At 63.7% G+C, this 16,532-nt stretch carries 18 protein-coding genes; 10 read left to right on the top strand and 8 right to left on the bottom strand.

Features of this window, described 5'->3' with window-relative positions:
* Positions 1–5 precede the first annotated feature (5 nt).
* Together AC3A4M_RS16890 and AC3A4M_RS16885 are read right to left on the bottom strand one after the other, a co-directional pair.
* Positions 6–812, bottom strand: a complete 807-nt coding sequence (locus tag AC3A4M_RS16890) for a class I SAM-dependent methyltransferase (RefSeq protein WP_498737125.1) — start codon at positions 810–812, stop codon at positions 6–8.
* A gap of 82 nt (positions 813–894) precedes the next feature.
* Entirely contained in the window at positions 895–1,464 is a 570-nt protein-coding gene (locus tag AC3A4M_RS16885) for a DapH/DapD/GlmU-related protein (RefSeq protein WP_498737124.1), read from the bottom strand.
* Between the two features lie 124 nt (positions 1,465–1,588).
* Between AC3A4M_RS16885 and AC3A4M_RS16880 the strand changes: the two genes are divergently transcribed.
* The 5 genes from AC3A4M_RS16880 to AC3A4M_RS16860 all read left to right on the top strand — a co-directional run bounded on the left by AC3A4M_RS16880 (position 1,589) and on the right by AC3A4M_RS16860 (position 8,049).
* On the top strand, positions 1,589–3,721 hold the full coding sequence (locus AC3A4M_RS16880; protein WP_498737123.1) for an MMPL family transporter: 2,133 nt from the start codon (positions 1,589–1,591) through the stop codon (positions 3,719–3,721).
* Between the two features lie 255 nt (positions 3,722–3,976).
* Positions 3,977–5,854 carry a molecular chaperone DnaK gene (dnaK, locus tag AC3A4M_RS16875; protein WP_498737122.1) on the top strand — a complete coding sequence of 626 codons (1,878 nt, stop codon included), beginning with the start codon at positions 3,977–3,979 and terminating at the stop codon, positions 5,852–5,854.
* A 2-nt stretch (positions 5,855–5,856) separates the two neighbouring features.
* Positions 5,857–6,528, top strand: a complete 672-nt coding sequence (locus AC3A4M_RS16870; protein ID WP_498737121.1) for a nucleotide exchange factor GrpE — start codon at positions 5,857–5,859, stop codon at positions 6,526–6,528.
* Positions 6,529–6,624: 96 nt separating this feature from the next.
* Entirely contained in the window at positions 6,625–7,602 is a 978-nt protein-coding gene (locus AC3A4M_RS16865) for a DnaJ C-terminal domain-containing protein (RefSeq protein WP_498737119.1), read from the top strand.
* 21 nt (positions 7,603–7,623) lie between these two features.
* On the top strand, positions 7,624–8,049 hold the full coding sequence (locus tag AC3A4M_RS16860) for a heat shock protein transcriptional repressor HspR (RefSeq protein WP_498732114.1): 426 nt from the start codon (positions 7,624–7,626) through the stop codon (positions 8,047–8,049).
* Here AC3A4M_RS16860 and AC3A4M_RS16855 read toward each other — a convergent pair.
* Complete coding sequence (locus AC3A4M_RS16855) at positions 7,979–8,353, bottom strand: UPF0758 domain-containing protein (RefSeq protein ID WP_498737118.1); 375 nt, start codon at positions 8,351–8,353, stop codon at positions 7,979–7,981. The two genes, AC3A4M_RS16860 and AC3A4M_RS16855, sit on opposite strands and share 71 nt — an antisense overlap.
* Positions 8,354–8,689: 336 nt before the next feature.
* Positions 8,690–9,235, bottom strand: a complete 546-nt coding sequence (locus AC3A4M_RS16850; RefSeq protein ID WP_139004525.1) for a COG4315 family predicted lipoprotein — start codon at positions 9,233–9,235, stop codon at positions 8,690–8,692.
* Between the two features lie 208 nt (positions 9,236–9,443).
* Here AC3A4M_RS16850 and AC3A4M_RS16845 point away from each other — a divergent pair, with 208 nt between their 5' ends.
* Positions 9,444–9,935 (top strand): sigma-70 family RNA polymerase sigma factor, encoded by a 492-nt coding sequence (locus tag AC3A4M_RS16845; protein WP_498737115.1) that lies wholly within the window; start codon positions 9,444–9,446, stop codon positions 9,933–9,935.
* Positions 9,932–10,591, top strand: a complete 660-nt coding sequence (locus AC3A4M_RS16840; protein ID WP_498737113.1) for a zf-HC2 domain-containing protein — start codon at positions 9,932–9,934, stop codon at positions 10,589–10,591. Before AC3A4M_RS16845 ends, AC3A4M_RS16840 begins: the two co-directional genes overlap by 4 nt.
* Positions 10,592–10,615: 24 nt before the next feature.
* On the opposite strand, the gene trmB is transcribed toward AC3A4M_RS16840, so the two are convergent.
* Entirely contained in the window at positions 10,616–11,557 is a 942-nt protein-coding gene (gene trmB, locus AC3A4M_RS16835; protein WP_498737111.1) for a tRNA (guanosine(46)-N7)-methyltransferase TrmB, read from the bottom strand.
* A gap of 252 nt (positions 11,558–11,809) precedes the next feature.
* Here trmB and AC3A4M_RS16830 point away from each other — a divergent pair, with 252 nt between their 5' ends.
* Together AC3A4M_RS16830 and AC3A4M_RS16825 are read left to right on the top strand one after the other, a co-directional pair.
* Positions 11,810–13,453, top strand: coding sequence for a DEAD/DEAH box helicase (locus AC3A4M_RS16830; protein ID WP_498737109.1), 1,644 nt, complete (start codon positions 11,810–11,812; stop codon positions 13,451–13,453).
* A gap of 113 nt (positions 13,454–13,566) precedes the next feature.
* Positions 13,567–14,016 (top strand): YccF domain-containing protein, encoded by a 450-nt coding sequence (locus AC3A4M_RS16825; protein ID WP_264670126.1) that lies wholly within the window; start codon positions 13,567–13,569, stop codon positions 14,014–14,016.
* Between the two features lie 5 nt (positions 14,017–14,021).
* On the opposite strand, the gene AC3A4M_RS16820 is transcribed toward AC3A4M_RS16825, so the two are convergent.
* Positions 14,022–14,492: a pyridoxamine 5'-phosphate oxidase family protein gene (locus AC3A4M_RS16820; RefSeq protein WP_498737107.1), complete on the bottom strand. Its 471-nt coding sequence runs from the start codon at positions 14,490–14,492 to the stop codon at positions 14,022–14,024.
* 240 nt (positions 14,493–14,732) lie between these two features.
* Here AC3A4M_RS16820 and AC3A4M_RS16815 point away from each other — a divergent pair, with 240 nt between their 5' ends.
* Positions 14,733–15,305 carry a YceI family protein gene (locus tag AC3A4M_RS16815; RefSeq protein WP_498737105.1) on the top strand — a complete coding sequence of 191 codons (573 nt, stop codon included), beginning with the start codon at positions 14,733–14,735 and terminating at the stop codon, positions 15,303–15,305.
* 14 nt (positions 15,306–15,319) lie between these two features.
* Here the strand turns inward: AC3A4M_RS16815 and AC3A4M_RS16810 are convergent, their stop codons facing one another.
* Positions 15,320–15,922, bottom strand: coding sequence for a HutD/Ves family protein (locus AC3A4M_RS16810; RefSeq protein WP_498737104.1), 603 nt, complete (start codon positions 15,920–15,922; stop codon positions 15,320–15,322).
* A gap of 13 nt (positions 15,923–15,935) precedes the next feature.
* Positions 15,936–16,463: a GNAT family N-acetyltransferase gene (locus tag AC3A4M_RS16805; RefSeq protein ID WP_498737102.1), complete on the bottom strand. Its 528-nt coding sequence runs from the start codon at positions 16,461–16,463 to the stop codon at positions 15,936–15,938.
* Between the last annotated feature and the right edge of the window lie 69 nt (positions 16,464–16,532).

Raw genomic sequence — 16,532 nt, 5'->3', positions numbered from 1 at the left:
CCCCCTTACGGTTTACGGGCCAGGATTTCGCCGTTGGGAATCAGGAACCAGCCGTCCGCGGCCATCGCCCATTCGCGCCAGCCCTGCGCAATGCGGTCCAAACCTGCCTGGTCGGTGATGCCGCGATCGAGCGCTTGTTCCGCGTAGGCCGAATGCAGCACGCGCTCCGACCAGACGTTGCCCTGCCAGGCTCGCTGCTCGTCCGTAGCGTACAGCCAGTTGGACGAGGACGGCGTGATGTCGCGGAACCCGGCGGCCATGGCCCAGGAAATCAGGTGCCTGCCGGCGTTCGGCTCCGCGTGGTTGCCGCGCGCGATCTGCTGATAGGTGTCCATCCAGTCATCCAGCTCGGGCAGCTGCGGGAACCAGCTCATGCCGTGGAAGTCCGCGTCCCGCACGGCCACGAGGCCGCCGGGTTTGGTGACGCGGCGCATCTCGTACAGGGCGGCAACCGGATCCGTCAGGTGCTGGAGGACTTGATGGGCGTGGACCACATCGAACGTGTCGTCGTCGTAATCAAGGTCGTAGATGTTGCCGCTGACGAAGGTGACGTTCTCCAGCCCCCGCAGCGCCGCCAGCTCGGCAGCCTGTGTGAGCACATCATCCGAGCGGTCAAGCCCGATGACCTCGCCCGGGGCCACCAGCTCGGCCAGGTCCGCGGTGATACTGCCCGGGCCGCAGCCGACGTCGAGCAGTTTCAGGCCGGGCTTGAGATGGGGCAGCAGGTAGGCTGCGCAGTCCTCGGCAGTGCGGACTGCGTGTGCGTTGACAACGCTCTGGTGGTGGCCGTGGGAGTACACCTCATCCTTCATAGTGGGCAGACTACTCTGAATCGGCCTCCTCGAGACAGCGACGTGCCCGTTCTGTTGCGCAAGGTGTCGCCGGTCCCGCGGTTCAGCCGGGAACTGAGCGCACCACGCGTGCAGGCGAGCCCACAACAATGGACTTTGCCGGTACGTCTTTCGTAACCACGGATGCGGCCGCTACGACGGCATCATCACCGATGGTGACGCCCGGCAGAATGGTGGCGTTGGAGCCGATCCAAACATTGCGGCCGATGACAATGGGGGCCGGGTGCATGTCTGCGCGGTGGCTCGGCGCGAGGTCGTGGTTGAGCGTGGCAAACACCGTGTTGTGCCCGATCAGGCAGTCGTCCCCGATGGCCACACCGCCCTGGTCCTGGAACTTACACCCGGAATTGATGAAGATCCGCTCGCCGAGGGTGATGTTCTTCCCGAAGTCGGAGTAGAGGGGAGGGAAAACCGTCACAGATTCGTGAACTGGCTTGCCGGTCAGCTGGGCCAACAGTTCCCGTACGTGTGCCGGCTCCTGGTAGCTGCCGTTGAGTTCACCGGTGATGCGCAGGGCATCCTGGCTGGTCTGGTGCATCACCTGATGGAACGGCGAATCCCCGGTGATGGTCCGTCCCGCGTTCAGTGCCTCAAGGAGGTCGTTGAGTTCCATGCCCTCCTTTCTATCAAAGCTCGGCCGCAAGCTCCGCTGGTGATCGAGATAGGGAAGAATCAACTATCTCGATCATGGAAATAGTTTATAGTGGAGAGAGCTTTTTCTCCCCTCAAAGGAACGCATGAAGCGCTGGCTTAGAACCTTGTTCCCTGTGTTGATCGTCCTCGTGTGGCTCGCTGCGGCGGGCGCTGGCGGGCCTACATTCGGCAAGCTTTCGGACGTCTCAACCAATGACCAGGCCGGGTTCCTGCCGCAAAGCGCTGAGTCCACAGAGGCCGGCGAGTGGCAGGAAAAGTTCCTCGATTCCGACGCCGTGCCCGCCGTCGTCGTTATTGAGTTCGACGAGGCGATCGAGCCTCAGGAGCTGCGGAGCTATGTCCCGCTGGCTGACAAGCTTGCCGAGGCGGCAGGCGTGACCGCGGGGTCGGAGAGCCAGGTTGCCGGCCCGATTCCGGCAGAAAATTTCGAAGCGATCGAGTTCGTCGTCCCGATCGCGGGGGACGCGGGGGATGCGGTTGAGGAACTGCGGACAGTGCTCCAGGCTGAACTGCCTGCGGAGGCCACCGCTTACGTCACCGGACCGGCAGGATTCATCGCCGATCTGGTTGAGGCCTTCGCCGGGATCGACGGCTTGCTGCTCGGAGTGGCGCTGCTGGCGGTCTTTGTGATTCTCCTGATTGTCTACCGGGCGCTGCTGCTGCCCTTCCTGGTCCTGCTGACTTCCGTCTTCGCACTATGTGCCGCCATCCTGGTGATTTATTGGTTCGCGCTGATGGGTTGGATCCAGCTGAGCGGGCAGAGCCAAGGCATCCTGTTCATCCTGGTGATCGGCGCCGCGACGGATTATGCGCTCCTGTTGGTTTCCCGTTTCCGCGAAGCGCTGGGGGAGCGGGGCTCCAAGTGGGCTGCGATGAAGACGGCGTACCGGGGCTCGCTGGAGCCGATTGCAGCGTCCGGCGCCACGGTGGTCCTGGCACTGCTGTGCCTGTTGTTTTCGGACCTCAATTCCAACCGCAGCCTCGGCCCCATCGCCGCCATCGGGATTGTTTTCTCCGTCCTTGCCGCGCTCTCCCTGCTGCCGGCCCTGCTGCTGATCTTCGGCCGCGCTGCCTTTTGGCCCATTGTTCCGCGTCCCGGACAGCACGCACACCGTGCGGAAACCGGAAAGGTGCCGGCTGGCGCGGAGGGTCTGCGTGGTACCTGGCGCCTGGTAGCCAGACTCATTGCCAAACGTCCGCGCGCCACCTGGCTCGTCTCGCTGCTGGTCCTCGTGGCGGGATCCCTGGGCGTCCTGCAGCTGCAGGCGCACGGCGTTCCGCAGTCCGAACTCGTGATGGTGCAGACGGATTCGGCGGACGGGCAGGAGGCGCTGGCCCGCCATTTCGACGCCGGATCGGGCTCTCCGGCCGTGATCGTGGCCGAGAGCTCGGTGCGTCACGATGTGCTCAACGCCGTGCGGGAACATGACGGCGTGGCTGAAGCCGATTTCTTCAGCGAAGACGGCGAAGTTCTTGAGCTGGACGGGCGCGTTATGATCAACGCCACGCTGGAGAAGGCCGCCGATTCGGAAGGCGCGGAGAACGTTGTCGCCTATCTCCGTGCGGAACTGGACGCCGTGGATGAAACCGCGCTGGTAGGCGGCGTCAGCGCCGTCGCACTGGATACCAACATGACCGCCCAGGCCGACCTGCTCAAGATCACGCCCATCGTGCTGCTGGTCATCCTGGCGATCCTGATGCTGCTCCTGCGCGCCGTGGTGGCGCCGGTGCTGCTGATCCTGAGTGTTGCCCTGTCCTATCTGACGGCACTCGGCGTCGCTGCGCTGGTGTTCAACCATATCTTCCGTTTCCCCGGCGCCGATCCTTCCGTGCCCCTCTATGGCTTTGTCTTCCTGGTGGCTCTCGGCGTGGACTACAACATTTTCCTCATGACCCGCGTGCGCGAAGAATCCCTGAAAATCGGCACGCGCCCGGGAATCCTGCGCGGGCTGGGAGCCACCGGCGGAGTCATCACCTCGGCCGGCATTGTCCTGGCAGCCACTTTCGCCGCGCTGGGCGTCATCCCCATCCTGTTCCTGGGGCAACTGGCCTTCATCGTGGCCTTCGGGGTCCTGCTGGATGCCGTGCTGGTGCGCTCGCTGCTCGTACCCGCGCTCTCGTACGATCTGGGGCGGCGCATCTGGTGGCCGAGCAAGCTCTCTCGGACTTCGCCGAGCGCTGAATCCGCGGTGCATCCGGTGGATGTCAATGCCTGAGTTTCAGGCCGCAAACCGCGCGCTGGCGGTCTTCGTCGCGAACTCGCCGGCTTGACCCTCTGCGTCAAACTTGAGTCGACTTGGCTCAAGTTGAATTGACATCGTTTCGAGTCTGAGTAAACTTGAGTGCAGAACGCTCAATATGGTTCAGGCCCTGCAATGCCAGGGCTCCGCCGGTTCGGTCCTCAGGGGTCCAGCCGGCGGCGGGACCACTATTTCGGGCCGGTCTTCGGTTCATCAAGAAAGGACAAGCGTATGTCTCGTGCAGTAGGTATTGACCTCGGTACCACCAACTCCGTGGTTTCCGTGCTGGAAGGTGGCGAGCCCACCGTTATCGCCAACGCCGAGGGTGGCCGCACCACCCCGTCGGTCGTGGCATTCTCCAAGTCCGGCGAGGTCCTCGTCGGCGAAATCGCCAAGCGCCAGGCCGTCAACAACATCGAGCGCACCATCGCTTCGGTCAAGCGCCACATGGGCACGGACTGGAAGGTCGAGGTCGACGGCAAGAACTACACCGCACAGGAAATCTCCGCCCGCGTGCTGCAGAAGCTCAAGCACGACGCCGAGTCCTATCTGGGTGAGAAGGTCACCGACGCTGTGATCACCGTTCCGGCATACTTCAACGATGCCGAGCGCCAGTCCACCAAGGAAGCCGGCGAAATTGCGGGCCTGAACGTCCTGCGTATTGTCAACGAGCCGACGGCTGCCGCACTGGCCTACGGCCTCGACAAGGGCAAGGAAGATGAACTCATCTTGGTCTTCGACCTCGGCGGCGGTACCTTCGACGTCTCGCTGCTGGAAGTTGGCAAGGACGAAGATGATTTCTCCACCATCCAGGTCCGTTCCACGTCGGGTGACAACCGCCTCGGCGGCGACGACTGGGACCAGCGCGTTGTGGACTTCCTGCTCCAGCAGGCCAAGTCCAAGGGTGCGGACCTGTCCAAGGACAAGATTGCCCTGCAGCGTCTGAAGGAAGCTGCCGAGCAGGCCAAGAAGGAACTGTCCTCGGCTTCCTCCACCAATATCTCGCTGCAGTACCTCTCGGTGACCCCGGAGGGTCCGGTCCACCTGGACGAGCACCTCAGCCGTGCCAAGTTCCAGGAACTGACCAAGGACCTGCTGGACCGGACCAAGAAGCCGTTCCACGACGTCATCAAGGAAGCCGGCATCAAGGTTTCCGACATTGACCACATCGTTCTGGTCGGCGGTTCCACCCGCATGCCCGCCGTGGTCGACCTGGTCAAGGAAATGGCCGGTGGCAAGGAGCCGAACAAGGGCGTAAACCCGGACGAGGTCGTCGCCGTGGGTGCTGCCCTGCAGGCCGGCGTGCTGAAGGGTGAGCGCAAGGACGTGCTGCTCATCGATGTCACCCCGCTGTCCCTCGGCATCGAGACCAAGGGCGGCATCATGACGCACCTGATCGAGCGCAACACCGCGATCCCGACCAAACGGAGCGAGACCTTCACGACGGCGGACGATAACCAGCCGTCGGTGGCCATCCAGGTCTTCCAGGGCGAGCGCGAGTTCACGCGGGACAACAAGCCGCTGGGCACCTTCGAGCTGACCGGCATCGCGCCGGCTCCGCGCGGCGTGCCCCAGGTCGAGGTCACCTTCGACATCGACGCCAATGGCATTGTGCACGTTTCCGCCAAGGACAAGGGCACCGGCGCCGAGCAGTCCATGACCATCACGGGCGGTACCGCACTGTCCAAGGATGACATCGACCGCATGGTCCGCGAGGCCGAGGAGCACGCAGCCGAGGACAAGAAGCGCCGCGAGGCCGCCGATGTCCGCAATTCCGCCGAGCAGCTGGCCTACTCCGTGGACAAGCTGCTCGCCGACAATGACGACAAGCTGCCCGAAGCGGTCAAGACCGAGGTCAAGGCCGACGTTGATGCCCTGAAATCCGCACTGGAGAAGCAGGACAACGACGACGAGGTGAAGTCCGCGTTCGAGAAGCTGCAGGCTTCCCAGACGAAGCTCGGCGAGGCCATCTACTCGCAGGCCCAGGCCTCCGGCGCAGCCGGCGAGGGTGCACCGGGAGCAGACGGCACCGCCGGACAGGGCTCTGCCAACGCTGACGAGGACATCGTCGACGCCGAGGTTGTCGACGAGGAAGAAGAGAAGAAGTAACTATGCCCCACCACGGTAACGAGCACGAGCACGAGTCAGAGCCGGTGAGCTTCCGCGACAACCGTAAGATTGACCCGGAGACGGGCAAGGTCCGTGGCCAGGAAGCACCTGCCGATGCGGAGGCAGCCGAGGAGGCTGCCGCCGCGGAGGCTCCCGCGACCGAGGATGTTGAGGGTGACGCTCTGTCCCAGGCCGAGGCAATCCTGAACAGCACCGACGTTCCCGCGGGGGAGTCGGTAGCCCAGGGCGCGGACTCGGAACAAGCAGCAGAGCTGAGGAATGACCTGCTGCGTCTTCAAGCGGAGTATGTCAATTACCGCAAGCGGGTGGAACGGGACCGCGCGGTGGCCGGCCAGATGGCCATCATCGGCGTTCTCAACTCACTGCTTCCGGTACTTGACGACATCGATGCCGCACGCCAGCATGGCGACCTCGAGGACGGACCCTTCGCCGCAATCGCGGCCAAGCTGGAAAACGTCCTGAAGGTCTACGGCCTGGAACCGATCTCCGAGACGGACGTGGAGTTCGATCCGAATATCCACGAAGCGCTGATGCAGCAGCAAAGCGCGGATGTCCAGGTTGATTCGGTCAGCCAGATCCTGCGGACCGGGTACAAATCCGGGGAGCGCGTCCTGCGTGCTGCCCAGGTGATTGTGGCTGTACCGGCCGAGTAGCTCCGAACGAGGCCGGGGACGTCGTAGGGACGTCCCCGGCTCTCATCGGCTCTCGGGCCACCATAGACTTTGAACTACACGAAAGGAGGCGCCTGAATGGCTAGCCAGGATTGGGTCGAGAAGGACTTCTACAAGATCCTTGGTGTCTCCAAGGACGCGTCGGATGCCGACATCAAGAAGGCATACCGCAAGCTTGCCCGGAAGTACCATCCGGACACGAACTCCTCTGACGCCACGGCTGAAAAGATGTTCAAGGACGTCTCCGAAGCATATTCGGTGCTCTCCGATCCAGAGGAGCGCCAGCAGTACGACGCCATCCGGGCGATGGGCAGCGGAGCCCGCTTTACCGCTGGCGGAGCGGGCGCGCCGGGCGGCGGCGGGTTTGAGGACATCTTCGGCAATATGTTCGGCCAGGGTACCCGCAGCCGTTCCGCCGGCGGATTCGGCAACGGGAATATTCCGCCCGAGTTCGCCGACCTGTTCGGCGGCGGATTCGGGGGCGGGTTCCAGCCGCCGCAGGCGCCCCCGCGCAAGGGTGCGGACCGGACCGCCTCCACCAGCATTTCCTTTGCCGGTTCCATCAAGGGAACCACCATCGGGCTGCGTGAGCCTTCCGGTGAAGTCATTGACGTCCGTATTCCCGCCGGTATTAAGGACGGTCAAAAAGTCCGCGTCCGCGGCAAAGGCCAGCCCGGTCCGGCCGGCAACGGCGACCTGATGGTGACCGTGAATGTCCAGCCGCATAGCTTCTACACGCGCGACGCTGACAACCTTCGGATCCATGTCCCGGTGACCTTCGACGAGGCGGCGTTGGGGGCGCAGATTGAAGTTCCCACCATGAACGGCGAAGCGGTGAAAGTGAAGGTGCCGGCCGGCACGCCTTCGGGACGGACCCTGCGGGTCAAGGGACGCGGTGTGAAGACGGCCAAGGCGACCGGGGATCTGCTGGTAACCATCGACGTCGTTGTTCCACAAAACCTGAACAAGGAAGCGGAAGAAGCCGTCAAGGCATTCGCCGCGGCCACAGGGGATGCGAATCCCCGCGCGAACCTGGCAGCCAAAGCCAGGCTTTAGCCGACAGATATGGAGAGAGCAATGGGTATTGACCGCAACGCGCCTATCTTTGTGATCTCCGTAGCTGCAGAGCTCGCGGAGATGCATCCGCAAACCCTGCGCCAGTACGACAGGCTGGGCCTGGTCTCACCGTCCCGGCAGCGTGGCCGCCAGCGTCGCTATTCGCAACGCGACGTGGACACCCTGCGGGAGGTCCAGCGGTTGTCGCAGGAAGGCGTGTCGCTTGAGGGCATCAAGCGGATCCTGGAGCTGGAGAACCAGGTGAACGCGCTGCGCTCCCGGGTGCAGGAACTGACCGCCGAGCTCGAAAGCACGCGGCGGCAGAGTGGAACGGAAGCGAGCCGGGTATTCGCCGCCGGGCTGGCCGGAGACGTTGTTACTCTGGCCCGCGGGAAGCGTCCGCGGCCACGGAGCCAGGCCTTGGTGGTCTGGCGCCCGCACTCCTGAGAGCTGCCCGCCGCGATAACTCCATGGCGCCGGCGATCCGTGCGGCCAGAGCAGCGCCGACACCGGGCACTTCCTGAAGTTCCCCGGGGTCGGCGAGCTGCAGCCCGGCCGGACCGCCGAGCCTTTTGAGGACCGACTGCGCCAGTTCCAGACTGCTGGCATCCCGCGTCCCGGATCCGATGACCAGCGCCAGCACCTCCGCGTCCCTCAGCCTGCGGATGCCCATCCGGGCCATGCGCTCCCTGGGCCGGTCTTCCGCCTGCATCTGCGCAATTGCGAGATGGTTCTTTTCGGTTGTGCTCATACGGTCGACGCTAGGCGCAGGCACGCCTGATCCGAAGGCCGCGCCGAAGCCATGTGGACAGGGCAGGTGTGTAAGGGCCCCTGTGGAGATGGGGCCCGGCCGTAATGAACCACCCGGCAGCGCGTTCACTGCAGTCATGGCGCTGTAACCAGTCATGTCCTGGGACGTCAGACAGGCGGAGAGTCCCGCCCGGGTGGATACTCCGGCCCTGTTGGCCTCGTCCACCCACGCGTCGGACCCTCCGCCTGTCTGACGAAGGAGCAGGGCCTCGGTTGTATCGATCATGCCCTGCCACGTCTTGGTTTCAATCGGGAACCAAGACTAATCTGCGTTCTTTCAGCGGATCATTTCGCCATCCGGGGCCACTACATACCAGACGTCGTTGACGCCCTGGCCGTCGACGTCTCCCGGGGCCTTGTCATTCTGCCAGTAGTAGATCGGCATGCCGTCAATGGTCACCTGCTTCTTGCCATCAGGGGTGTCAATAGTTCCGACTTCCGCCGTGATGCCTTCAACTTCCGGGGCATCGCCTTCCGTCAGGACAGGCGGCCACGCGACCAGGCAGTCGCCGGTGCAGTTGCTGACACCGGAATCCTTTTCGTCCTTGGTGAAGTAGTAGACGGTCATTCCCTCGCCATCGACCACAATCTCACCGAGATCGGTTTCGGCAGTCATGAGCTGGGAACCAGCCATCGCACCGGCTTCACCGGAGGCCGGGGCACTTGCCCCGCCCGGTGCCGATTCGGTGGTCTCGGGCATGGCGGTCGTTTCCTCGGCCGGCGGCGGGGCTTCCGTGCCTGATTCGTCGCCGCCTCCGCATCCTGTGAGGCCGAGAAGGGCTGCGGTCATAAGGGCAGCAGCACCACTGAGTTTGATTTTCATGAGGAATTCCTAACGATCAACCGGGCTGCGCTCGGTCCCGGCCCGCCCGTTGCAGGCCGCTATTGGCAAAGACGTAGTGCCGGGCGAAAATGGTTCAACGCCTGGGGGATGTTCTTCTTCCCTACCGGTGAACCATTCCGTTGTTGGGCACGTCTTCCTGATTGCGGAGGGCTCCGGAACCCGGGCTGTCCGGTCAGGAGGAACGTCGATGTCGATGGAAGAAGAAGCGGTCGCGCAGTTGTACCGCGACCATGCGGCGGCACTTAGGCGGTTCGTGCTGGCCGCCACTTCAGACCCGGACCAGGCCGAAGACGTAGTGCAGGAGACGATCCTGCGCGTCTGGAAACTGGGCCCGGAGGTCGAGAACATGCGCGGTTACCTGTACCGGACCGCGCGGCACGTCATTATCGACAATCACCGGCGCCGCAGCAGCAGGGCCCAGGAAACAAACATGCCGGAAGAAGAGTTGGCAACGGCCGACCAAGTGGACCGGCTCTTGCTCAAAGTGATTATGGAGGAAGCCCTGACAAGGCTCAGCGTGGACCACAGGAACGTCATTTTGGCGTTGCATTACCAGCGGCTCACCGCCGCCGAGGCGGCCGAGGAACTTCACGTGCCGCTGGGGACGGTCAAGTCGCGTGCCTTTTACGGTGTGAAGGCTCTACGGTCCGTGCTCGATGAAATGGGAGTCAAGCGATGAAGGCCGACCATGAGCAGTTGCGCGAACTGCTCGGGCTTTACATCCTCGGTGGTCTCCGGCGGGATGAGGCCAGGGCCTTCGAAGCTCATCTCAACGATTGCCCGGTCTGCCGCCAGGAGGCCGCGGAACTGGAGAGCCTTCCAGGCATGCTTGACGCCGTGCCGCGGGACGAAGCGCTGGAGTTGGCGGAACCGCCCATTGAAGAAATCCAGCAGAATACCAAGCGGTTGCTGAACGAACTGGCGGTGCGCCGTCGCAAAGCACGACGCCGGGTGGCTGGCTTGGTTGCCGCCGTCGCCGCGGCATCGCTGATCATCGGTGCGGTTGTCGGACCGATGGTCACGGCGCCGGAGCAGGAGATGGACAGCTATACGATGGCTTCCTCCCGCGGCCTGCAGGTGGATCTGGACCTGGTGTACAAGCGGTGGGGCACCGAGCTGGCTGTGGACGGCGAACAGCTGCCCGACAGCGGTGTATTGTCCCTCTGGGTCACCGACTCCACGGGCAAGGCCCGCCAGGTGGCCACGTGGAAGGCAACGCCCGCAGGCCGAGCCCGGCTCACGGCAGCTACCGACGTCGGAACTGAAGAGATCGTCAGGGTCGAGATCAAGAATGACGCCGCCGTCCCGGTCGCCTCGGTAGTCACGCGGGACTGAAGGCCCGGGGCCTGCGGCCAGCGGCTACGGCTGCCTGCGGCGGTACGTCAGATCGAAAATCTCCCGGCCTGCCTCATGCGCCTTCTGCTCGAAGCTGGTCAGCGCCCGGCCCTCGAAACGTGGCGCCCAGCCGCCGATGTCGTCCATGCCTTCACCCTCGCTAGCGTTGCCGGTGCTGACCGGCAGTTTGCCCTCGCGGACCGGGGCACCGCCGACCACTTTTTCGACGCCGCTTTCCCAGACTTTGGTCAGCGGACTGTCCGCGCCTGAACGTTCGCCGGCATGGACATTGTCAAAGTCCTCCGAGGCCTCGCCCACGTCGCGCATCTGGATGGCATAGGAAGACCAGTCCGTGGCCAGCCGCCACAAGCCCCCGGGTTCCAACACGCGCGCCGCCAAACCGGCAAAGCTTTCCTGCACGAGTCGGCGCTTGTGGTGGCGCGTCTTGTGCCACGGGTCCGGGAAAAAGACCCACAATTCGCTGACCGAACCGGCCGGGAGCATGGTGGCGAGCACCTCCGGCGCGTTGGCTTGGACCACCCGGACGTTGCGCAAACCCTTTTGCCCCACGCGCAGCAGCGTTTGCGCCAGGCCGGGCTTGTAAACCTCCAGCGCCAGGAAGTTGCGGGCGGGGTCCTGCTCGGCGGCATGGCAGACGGCTTCGCCCAGGCCGGAACCGATTTCGACGACGAGCGGTGCTTCGCGTTCGAAAGCGGCGTCCGCGTTGAGGACGAAGTCCGGATGCACGGACGTGTCGGTTTTGTCCCGGGGAACGTCGATCACGTACTTTTCCGCATAGTCGTTCCAGGCCTGCTGCCGGCGTCCCTGCAGCCGGTTGCCGCGGCGGACAAAGCTGACCGTACGGGTCAGGAATGGCTCCGCTGCATGCGCGGTTTCGGTGTCGCCGTCAGCGTTGCCGGTGCCGCCGGAAGAAGGTGTGTGGGAAGAACTGGTCTCGTGAGTCATCTCCTTCAGAATAGCCGTGGTCGGGACGATGCCGTGGGGCTGGTAAACTTGACCTACTTGGAGCGTGCATTGGTGTACGTTCCCTGCGTCGATGAACGCTTTCACATTTCTCCCGCAGTTCCATCGCTTCTCCAGAAGTCCTGACCAACAGGTAAGAAGCCGAGCGGTTGACTCTGTCTGATGATTTTCTTCGGCGAAACCCTGGGCCATGCCGGTGCCGGGGACACTGACCGAAAGTACCTGATTACTCTCATGACTACCTCTACTGCCGTGCGCTCTTTTAAGCAGCTCGGAGTTCCCTCGCCGCTCGTCACCTCGTTGACCGGCAGCGGCATCACCGAACCGTTCCCGATCCAGGTGGAAACCCTCCCGGACACGCTGGCCGGACGCGACGTCCTGGGCCGCGGCCGCACCGGATCCGGAAAGACGCTCGCCTTTGCCCTGCCGCTGGTTTCCCGGCTGGCCGAGCAGGAAGCAGCCTACCGCCGTAAGCCGGGCCGCCCGCTGGGCTTGGTGCTCGCTCCCACCCGCGAGCTGGCTACGCAGATCAACGCGACCATCGAGCCGCTGGCCCGCGAAATGGGCCTGAACACCACGGTGATCTACGGCGGCGTCTCGCAGCAGCGGCAGGAAAAGGCGCTGCGCGCCGGCGTCGACATTGTGGTTGCCTGCCCCGGGCGTCTCGAGGACCTGATGAAGCAGAAGATCCTCACGCTGGAGTCGGTGGAAATCACCGTCCTCGACGAAGCGGACCACATGGCGGACCTGGGCTTCCTTCCCGTGGTCCAGCGTCTGCTCGATACCACTCCCAGCCAGGGCCAGCGCATGTTGTTTTCCGCCACCTTGGACAACGGCGTGGACAAACTCGTCAAGCGCTACCTGTCCAACCCGCTGACCCACTCCGTGGACAATCCGCAGGCCGCCGTAAGCACTATGGAACACCATGTGCTGGTCTCACCGGACCAGACCGTGAAGAAGCAGCTCGTGAAGGCGCTGGCGTCCGGCGCCGGCCGCCGTATTCTGTTCACCCGCACTAAGCACCACGCGCGCAAGCTGGCCAAGACCCTGACCGATTCAGGCATTCCCGCGGTGGATCTGCACGGAAACCTTTCGCAGAATGCCCGCGACCGGAACCTGGCCGAGTTCTCCTCGGGCGACGTCCGCGTCCTGGTGGCCACCGATGTGGCCGCCCGCGGCGTGCATGTCGATGAGATCGAACTCGTCGTGCATGTTGACCCGCCCACGGAACACAAGGCTTACCTGCACCGTTCCGGCCGTACCGCTCGTGCGGGCACCGACGGCACGGTTGTCACCATCGTGATCCCGGACCAGAAGCTCGAAGTCGGCAAGCTGATGAAGGCTGCCGGCGTTGACGTAGCCTTTGAATCCGTGACCGCTTCCTCTCCGCTGGTGGCCAAACTTGTCGGGGACGTCGCGGCCCCGGTAGACCCGGTAGCCCGCCGTGCGGCAATGGATGCCAAGGCTGCCCACCGTGGTGCTGCCCCTAAGCAGGGCAAGTCCACCGGAGCCAATGCCCAGCGCAAGCGCGCTGCCCGGTCCCAGGGTGGCCGCGGCCGCACTGCCGGTGCATCCGCTGGTGGAACAAGCCGCGCAACTGCGGCAGACGGTGCCGGCCGCGGACCCGCAGCGCGCAATACCGCTGCCCCGGGTGGCCGTCGTGCTGACGCCGATGTAGCTCAGCCCGGCCGTTCGCGCCGTCCTGCCACAGGACAGCGGGCCACCGGGCAGCGTACGGCAGGGTCTGCTGGCGGACAGCAGTCATCCAACGCACGTGGGGAGGGACGCGGCGTCGGTCAGGCGCCCTCGTCGTCCGCCCCGCGCCGCGGTAACCGCCGCGCCTCGGCGCCGGCCAGCAACGCCCGCCGCAGCCGCTAGTTCTGCCCGGGGCTCAACGAGCCCGCTGGCCAAGGCCCTGACCGACTCCATATGAGGGTTGGTCAGGGCCTTACCTGATGGCGCATATTGGTCGCAGCGGCCAGAATGGGTGTATGAGGGCAATACTGAATATCATCTGGCTGCTGCTGGGCGGCATCTGGTTGGCGGCGGGGTATTTCCTGGCCGGCATCATTTGCTGCGCGCTGATCATCACCATTCCCTTCGGCATCGCGTCCTTCCGGATTGCGGGGTACGCGCTGTGGCCGTTCGGCAGGAAGGTGGTGGACAAAGGCGGCCGCACCTATGTCATGTCGACGCTCGGCAACATCATCTGGATCCTGGTGGCCGGGATCTGGATCGCCATCGGGCACGTGGCTACGGCCATCGCGCAGGCGGTGACGATCATCGGCATACCCATGGCGATCGCCAACCTGAAAATGATTCCGGTATCCCTGACGCCGCTGGGCAAGGAAATTGTGCCCACGGACCGTCCGTTCATCGGCTATGACAAGCAGTACCCGGTCATCGGTTACGACCGGCAGTACCCGGGGTACGGACGCTAGAGCGATTATTCGACGTTGAGCCGGCGTACATCGCTAACCCCGGGAATGCGGCGAGCGACGGACTGCACTCGGAAGCGCCGACCGGTGATGTCCGAGGGGACAACCCGGACAAAGTTGTTCTTCTCGCCGCCCTGCCAGGGAAACAGGGGCAGCATGGACGAGGCCAAGACGTCTTCAATGCTGCTCAGGCGCTCGGCGGGGCCCTTGAGGACCACGCTCCAGGCCATATTGGTTGCCGTGTTGTAGCCGTCCGTCTCAAACGCGACGTTGACGTCGGAGAGCGCACCATCCAGTTTCGTGCCCCGCGCGGTCCGGAAAACGATGGAGCCATGATCGACGACGTAGTTGATGGGAAAAATCTCCGGATGCCCTTCCACAACCACTGCGAGCCGGCCGAAATCGGTACTGCGGAACATTTCCCAGCACTGGCTGGAGGAAAGGTTCTCAATGCCCTGAGATGCCTCTAGTGCCGTCATGACCACAGTCTATTTGAGCTGGAGGTCAGGAAGATAGCCCCGGTCAGCGCCACCTTGCCAGCCTTCGCAGGGTGCAGCAGCAGTGCCCTCGGAAGCATCATTCATCGTGGAAAACAGGTGCAATCTCCCTGTGGATGTGCTGGAATTACCTGCATAGCCGTTCAGGCTATTTACTCATGGGCCGGACACATCCATCTGCCTGGGGAGGCAGTGCCTGTGCCCTATATTCAGGAGGCAGCAATGTCTGAGCTCACGGCCGACTTGTCCGGAGAATGGCGGTTTGATCCGGCGCATACCCGAATCGGATTTTCCACCCGGCACGCTATGGTCACCAAAGTACGGGGTGCGTTCAACGAGTTTGACGGGGTCATCCATGCGGATGTGGAAAATCCGTCCAATTCGTCCGTCAAGCTCACCATCAAAGTAGCCAGCATTGATACGCGCAGCGAACAGCGGGACGGACATCTGCGGACCAACGACTTTTTCGACGCACCGAATTACCCGGAGATCACTTTCGTCAGCACACAGATCGACCAGGTGGACGAGCGCAATTTCATCGTCAACGGGGACCTCACCATCCGCGGCATGACCAAGCAGATTTCCATTCCCATCGAGTTCGTCGGCGTCGAACGGGACCCGGGCGGGCAACTGCGCGCCGGTTTCGAAGGCACGCGCCGGATCAACCGTCAGGATTTCGGCGTTAAATGGAACACCGCGATGGACTCCGGCGGGGTGCTTGTGTCCGACCGGATTGTGCTCGAATTCGAGGTCTCCGCGGTAAAAGTTGAAAACAGTGCGGACGACGGCGGATAGGTTGCTTGGCCACGCTACAGGGTGAAGACCGACACCAGGGCGGCGAAACCTCGGCCGCTGATTTCGGGCAGGCGTGGAACATCGTCTTGCGGCTCGCCCGGTACCCCAGTGGTTGCTTGATCCTGCGGAGCGCTGCCGGCGACGGTGTCGAAGGGCGACAGGGCCTGAGCAACGGTTCCATCCAGAACCTGAGCCTGTCCCTGCAGCAGCACAAGAAACTGGTCCGGCTGGACGGGCAGCGGCTGCTTCTTGGATAACTCTGCAATGAGGACGCCGGCACCGAAGGAATCCTTGCGTGTCATGACGTTCAGGGCACGGCAGGCGCCGGTGGGAAGCGCACATGAGGTGGTGCTGCCGCCGTCGAACCTATAAGGGCGGAACCGCTCCAGCCTGCGTGGAACGCCGTCGACCGTCAGCTCAACAACGTCCCCCTCGATCACGGTGAAGGTACGCTCCATCCCGGGGAATGCGGAGAAGGCGCCGGCCGCCGTGACGTCGGCGATGCTCAGCCGCCACGCCGGTTCCGTTGCTGTGCCACCCAGCGCAATCTCACGCGTAACGCCGCCGCCATTGCGCCAGGGCTCCACCTTCAACGACGCGAATTCAATGATGCGCATGATTTCCTATCGGTCAGAGTTGTCGGTCCCAGTTCAGCACATAGACGTCCTCATGCTCGTCATCGGCCGACAAATCCAAGCCGGGTGCCCGTATGAAACCCAGACCCGCAACAATTTTTGCGGAGGCGATATTGCGAGGCTTGACCCGGGCCATGATGGGCGGCAACTCCAACAGTTCGTTTATATGCACGACGACGGCGCGGACTGCTTCCGTCCCGTAACCCTTTCCCCACGAGCGGTGATCCAGCCGGTAGTACAGATTAAGGACGGGCCGGTCGTCGAGCAGAACATGTTTGACGCCGGCAAAACCGATCGGGTCAGTCCGGTCAGGCAACCGGATGGCAAAGTAGCCCACGCCGTGACGGTCCCACTGGTCCTCCCAATGCGCGAACAGGCCCTCTGCTTCTTCGCGCCAGCCCAGCGCGTCGCCGGGATTGTGCCGGGTAGTCCGCCGGTCGGAGAGGATCCGGAACATGGCGTCTACGTCCTCACCCCGCGGCCGGTTGAGGATCAGGCGCTCAGTCTGCAGTGTTGTTTCCATCGCCTGCCTGCCGTGGCCATCCCGGAATTGCTGCCATGACACCAGCGTAGTCGCGTCACGCGAGGTGCC

Source organism: Arthrobacter sp. Soil_C_60 (genome assembly GCF_057656375.1).
This window is presented reverse-complemented; position numbering and strand designations above follow the sequence as displayed.

Coding starts and splice junctions, on each gene's coding strand:
- AC3A4M_RS16805 (WP_498737102.1), bottom strand. CDS start 16,463: ATGGAAACAACACTGCAGACTGAGCGCCTGATCCTCAACCGGCCGCGG.
- AC3A4M_RS16890 (WP_498737125.1), bottom strand. CDS start 812: ATGAAGGATGAGGTGTACTCCCACGGCCACCACCAGAGCGTTGTCAAC.
- AC3A4M_RS16860 (WP_498732114.1), top strand. CDS start 7,624: ATGGGTATTGACCGCAACGCGCCTATCTTTGTGATCTCCGTAGCTGCA.
- AC3A4M_RS16865 (WP_498737119.1), top strand. CDS start 6,625: ATGGCTAGCCAGGATTGGGTCGAGAAGGACTTCTACAAGATCCTTGGT.
- AC3A4M_RS16880 (WP_498737123.1), top strand. CDS start 1,589: ATGAAGCGCTGGCTTAGAACCTTGTTCCCTGTGTTGATCGTCCTCGTG.
- AC3A4M_RS16850 (WP_139004525.1), bottom strand. CDS start 9,235: ATGAAAATCAAACTCAGTGGTGCTGCTGCCCTTATGACCGCAGCCCTT.
- AC3A4M_RS16840 (WP_498737113.1), top strand. CDS start 9,932: ATGAAGGCCGACCATGAGCAGTTGCGCGAACTGCTCGGGCTTTACATC.
- AC3A4M_RS16845 (WP_498737115.1), top strand. CDS start 9,444: ATGTCGATGGAAGAAGAAGCGGTCGCGCAGTTGTACCGCGACCATGCG.
- AC3A4M_RS16830 (WP_498737109.1), top strand. CDS start 11,810: ATGACTACCTCTACTGCCGTGCGCTCTTTTAAGCAGCTCGGAGTTCCC.
- AC3A4M_RS16810 (WP_498737104.1), bottom strand. CDS start 15,922: ATGCGCATCATTGAATTCGCGTCGTTGAAGGTGGAGCCCTGGCGCAAT.
- AC3A4M_RS16815 (WP_498737105.1), top strand. CDS start 14,733: ATGTCTGAGCTCACGGCCGACTTGTCCGGAGAATGGCGGTTTGATCCG.
- AC3A4M_RS16825 (WP_264670126.1), top strand. CDS start 13,567: ATGAGGGCAATACTGAATATCATCTGGCTGCTGCTGGGCGGCATCTGG.
- trmB (WP_498737111.1), bottom strand. CDS start 11,557: ATGACTCACGAGACCAGTTCTTCCCACACACCTTCTTCCGGCGGCACC.
- AC3A4M_RS16885 (WP_498737124.1), bottom strand. CDS start 1,464: ATGGAACTCAACGACCTCCTTGAGGCACTGAACGCGGGACGGACCATC.
- AC3A4M_RS16870 (WP_498737121.1), top strand. CDS start 5,857: ATGCCCCACCACGGTAACGAGCACGAGCACGAGTCAGAGCCGGTGAGC.
- AC3A4M_RS16855 (WP_498737118.1), bottom strand. CDS start 8,353: ATGAGCACAACCGAAAAGAACCATCTCGCAATTGCGCAGATGCAGGCG.
- dnaK (WP_498737122.1), top strand. CDS start 3,977: ATGTCTCGTGCAGTAGGTATTGACCTCGGTACCACCAACTCCGTGGTT.
- AC3A4M_RS16820 (WP_498737107.1), bottom strand. CDS start 14,492: ATGACGGCACTAGAGGCATCTCAGGGCATTGAGAACCTTTCCTCCAGC.